Genomic DNA, 3,998 nt, shown 5'->3' with positions numbered 1-3,998 from the left:
ACTCGCTCTGCTCGGAAAAACAGTTTGGATGCCCAAACTATTTTTCGAAGCCGTATGACTTACGCCGAGCGGCTCAGGAGTCGGCGCAGCCTGTCGGCAAACTCGGTGGCCGACGGCATCACCAGCGGCACACTGGGAAATTCCTTGGCCTGGCGCGACTTGGCCCGCTTTTCGAGCTTCTGGAAAAAGCCGACCATGCGGGCAATCATCTGCGGGGTAAAGCGGTTGCCCCCCAGGTGCGGCCCGGTCAGCTTGACGAATTCACTCACGCCCACCTCGGCGCGCGGCGCGATGAGGTCGGCATTGTTCTTGGCCGGAACCACCGTGTCGTCGGGACTCGATATCACCAGCAGGGGCAGGGGGGCGGCCTTGAGCGCCAGCGACAGCGGGTCGAGGGTGGGGGCCGGGGCCACCTTTTGCCCGTAGGCGGCATTGATTTCGTCGCGCCGCGACTGGGCGCTGCCCCAGGCCGAGCGCAGGTTGACCCAGGCGTCCAGCAGGGTGACGCCCTCGACCCGGTAGGGCGCATTGGGCAGGGCACTGCGCAGCGACAGCAGGCCGCCCATGCTGATGCCCAGGGCGTAAGTTCGTCCGTTCCAGGCAAAGCGTCCTACCGCAGCCTTGTGAATCTGCCCGACCTCGCGCAGGGCCGCCGGGCTGCCCCAGGTATTCACACCGCCATCGTTGCTGAGCAGCACCGCGAAATTGGCCGCCAGCAGCGCCTGCGAGATGGCCCCGACCCGCGCGCTGTCACGCATCCGCAGCGCGTCCTGGGCGCGGGGGTGCGAGATGACCACCAGCGGGCAGCGGCCCGTCGCGGTATTGGCCCCGCAGGAGACCGGCACTTGCAGCAGCGAAGGCGTCGCCACCGGGCCGAGCTTGATCCAGCGGTGAACCGGCGGCATGCTCAGCGCCTGGGCATTCTGGGCCTGTGCCGAAGTCGCCAGCAGCAACGAAGAGAAGACGAGCGGAGACAGGCGACGCATGACGCTCCAGCCTAAGCCAGCAGGTCTTTCAAAACCTTGAACAGGTGAGGCCAGGAGCCGGAAGCGGGAAAGAGACAGAATCAGCGTCATAGCAGGGAAAGGAGGACCACCTGCCGCAGGGTGCAGACGCCACACGCCGCAGTATAAAGACTCCCGGCACCTGGGCGCTTCCCCCATCCCCCACTCGGCGGATTTCCTGCAACTCTTCCCTGAACCGCAGTAGGGGTGGGGGCCGTGCCTCTATCATGGCGAACATGAAAGACCAACCCCGTATTCACCTCGGTTCCCTGCTGCGAACCTCTGACGACGCGCACGCCGAGGGTGAACTCGACCACCTCCAGTACCTCCAGGGCAAGACGCCCCAGACGCTTCAATTTGCCGAGCCTGCCCCCTACGAGGTCAATGTCAACTCGCTCGGCGGCGACGAGATGTACCTCCAGGGCCATTTCTCGCCCACGCTGGTCACTGAATGCGCCCGCTGCCTGCGCGACGTGCAGGTGCCGCTCGACATCCAGCTCGGCACCCTGATGCGCTACGAGCCTTCCGCCGAGGAGCCGTACCTCGAAGAAGCCGAGAGCGGCGAGGAAGTGCTGGTGTTCGGCAATCCCGACCTCGACCTCAGCGCTTACCTGGCCGAAAGCACCCTGCTGGCGACCCCCCTGACCGTGCTGCACGCCCCCGACTGCAAGGGACTGTGTCAGGTCTGCGGGCACGACCTCAACGAAGGCCCCTGCGAACACAGCGCCCAGGTGCCCATCGAGGAAATTGACGACGAACTCGGTATTCCCGAAGGCAGCAGCCACGCCAAGCAGAACCCCTTTGCGGGCCTGAGCAAGCTCGACCTGCCGGACGAGTAAGCCGATGAGCCAGCCCCCACCCCTGACCCACTTCGCCGACGGTCAGCCGCGCATGGTAGACGTTTCGGCCAAGGTGCCCACACTCCGCACCGCCAGCGCCGAGGCGTGGGTGCGCCTGCCCACCGAGGCGCGGGCGGCCCTCATCTCCGGGCAGACGCCCAAGGGCGACCCCCTGGCCGTGGCGAAACTGGCCGGGCTGGTGGGCAGCAAACGCACCGCCGACCTGATTTTCCTGTGTCATCCCATCCCCGTCACTGGGGCCGACGTCAGCGTGGAACTCGAAGAAGGCGGGATTCACATCACCGCCACGGTCAAGACCACCGCACCTACCGGGGTAGAAATGGAAGCCCTCACCGCCGTCAGCGTGGCGGCGCTCAACGTCTACGACATGCTCAAGGCGGCGAGCAAGGCCATCGAAATCACGGGGATCCGCCTGCTGTCCAAAACCGGTGGCAAGAGCGGCGACTATCAGGCTCCCTAGACAGGAGGGGAAGGTCGGGAACCTTCTGCAAACTTTCGACGTAGAGGAAATGATATGGGTGTGTCGTCTCGCCAGGAGCTTTTTCAGGTTCACCGGGCCAGCGCCGCGCAGCTTGAACTGCTGCACCGCGAGGCCGACGGTGACCTGTCTCCTGCCGAACAGGCGGCCCTCGGGGAAGCGCTGCGAGACCCTGACGTGCAGGCCGCGCGGGACGCCCTTGAGCGCAGTGTGGCGCTGCTGCTCCAGCCGCCCCCCCCGGCGGGCCGGAGTGTGGCCCCCGCCGTCTTGAAAGACCTGCGGCTGAGTCGGCACCTCACCGCTGTGCCCCCACCCGTCACGGCACAGTCGGTCGCCGCGCAGGTCAGTCGGGACATCGCCCTGGTCAGGCGGCTGGAGCAGGCCGCGCCCCCTCCCCTGCCCACCTCGGTGGCCCCGGCTGTCGTGGCAGATATCCGGATGGCACGACATCTGGCCGCCCCCCCTGCGCCGCCACTGGGCGCGGGGCTGGCTGCCCGCATCGCCCAGGAAGCCGACCACAACCTGCGCGACCTGCTGCGCCAGTCACCTGTCCCGTTTGCGCCCTCCCTCGCGCCCGAGTTGGCGGCACGAATCGCCCTTGAGGCCGCACCGTCCCAGGCCGCGTTCCAGCCCGTTCCCGTTTCGCCCGCGTACAACCCGGCCCCCCTGCTGCTGGTGGGCGGGCTGCTGGCGGGGCTGACGCTGCTGACCGTCACGAGCGCCTGGCCCAACCTGCACGCCGGGGCGCTGGTGCTTCAGACCGTGCTGGAACATATCGCGCCCATGACGGCCCTGGGGCTGCTGCTGCTGCTGGCCACGAGTGCCCTGGTCACGCTCAAGCCCGTTCCTGCCGTACGGCGTTTCGGAACTGCCGCCTTCGTCCTGGCGGGCGTACTGACCATGCCTCCGCTCTATCAGGCGGCGCAGGGTGGGCCGGGCCTCAGCTTCGGACAGCCGGTGGTCGTTCGGGGCGAGGTGCCGGGCAACATCGTTTCCATCGGCGGCGACGTGACCCTGGAAGCGGACGCCAGGGTTCAGGGCCGGGTCGTGACGGTGCTGGGCGACATCAAGCAGGCTCCGGGAGCGACTGTGGCGGGAGAAACCAGCGCCCTGCTGGGCCGCGCTCCTGGCGAAACAGCCGACGTGTTGCCCTCTCAGGGCGTCGGGCTGGCGACGGCTGCCGCCTTCCGTCCGCTGATGGGCTGGCTGGGCGCCGCCGCCTGGCCGCAGATTTTCGTCACCATGACGGGGGGCCTGCTCCTGCTGCTGTTCGTGGCGGGCACGGCCCCAGTGCTGGCCCGGCGGCAGCGGCACGCCCCGATGCGGACGCTGGCGCTGGGCATCCTGATGCTGAGTGCGCTGCTTCTGCCAGCGGTGGCCCTGGGCCTGGGCGGACTGTTGGCCCCTTCCCTGCTGATGCTGGCCCTGGTCAGCCTCCTGATTGCCACGGGCCTGAGCGTGAGCGTCTACGACGCTGGACGCGCCCTGGCCTGTCGGCTACGCCTGCCCGTGCCCGACACGGTGGGGGCGTTCCTGGGCTTGAGTGCCCTGGCTGCCAGCCTCAGCCTGCCTCCGCTCGCCTTTGCCCTGGCCCTGGTCGGCGGAGCCTGGGGCGCGGGAACCCTCTTTCTTTACCGCCAGGACAACAGAATCTGA

4 protein-coding genes are annotated in these 3,998 nt (G+C 67.9%); 3 read left to right on the top strand and 1 reads right to left on the bottom strand.

The features are described from left to right. Positions 1-59: 59 nt before the first annotated feature. Positions 60-986: a S9 family peptidase gene (locus Q4C89_RS14255; protein ID WP_303103289.1), complete on the bottom strand. Its 927-nt coding sequence runs from the start codon at positions 984-986 to the stop codon at positions 60-62. A gap of 254 nt (positions 987-1,240) precedes the next feature. Between Q4C89_RS14255 and Q4C89_RS14250 the strand changes: the two genes are divergently transcribed. From Q4C89_RS14250 to Q4C89_RS14240, 3 genes are read left to right on the top strand one after another with little or no spacing between them, the layout of a single operon-like run. After that, a complete protein-coding gene (locus Q4C89_RS14250) occupies positions 1,241-1,843 on the top strand; it encodes a DUF177 domain-containing protein (protein WP_303103288.1) in 603 nt (200 codons plus the stop codon). 4 nt (positions 1,844-1,847) lie between these two features. Then, complete coding sequence (gene moaC, locus Q4C89_RS14245; RefSeq protein WP_303103287.1) at positions 1,848-2,324, top strand: cyclic pyranopterin monophosphate synthase MoaC; 477 nt, start codon at positions 1,848-1,850, stop codon at positions 2,322-2,324. A 54-nt stretch (positions 2,325-2,378) separates the two neighbouring features. Beyond that, complete coding sequence (locus Q4C89_RS14240; RefSeq protein ID WP_303103286.1) at positions 2,379-3,998, top strand: polymer-forming cytoskeletal protein; 1,620 nt, start codon at positions 2,379-2,381, stop codon at positions 3,996-3,998.

The organism is Deinococcus sp. (genome assembly GCF_030523985.1).
Lineage (GTDB): Bacteria > Deinococcota > Deinococci > Deinococcales > Deinococcaceae > Deinococcus.
The sequence above is the reverse complement of the archived record's forward strand: the minus strand, read 5'-3'. Positions and strand labels throughout refer to the sequence as shown.

Excerpts from the sequence above, each read along its gene's own strand:
- Q4C89_RS14255 (WP_303103289.1), bottom strand. The coding sequence starts at position 986 with ATGCGTCGCCTGTCTCCGCTCGTCTTCTCTTCGTTGCTGCTGGCGACT.
- Q4C89_RS14250 (WP_303103288.1), top strand. The coding sequence starts at position 1,241 with ATGAAAGACCAACCCCGTATTCACCTCGGTTCCCTGCTGCGAACCTCT.
- moaC (WP_303103287.1), top strand. The coding sequence starts at position 1,848 with ATGAGCCAGCCCCCACCCCTGACCCACTTCGCCGACGGTCAGCCGCGC.
- Q4C89_RS14240 (WP_303103286.1), top strand. The coding sequence starts at position 2,379 with ATGGGTGTGTCGTCTCGCCAGGAGCTTTTTCAGGTTCACCGGGCCAGC.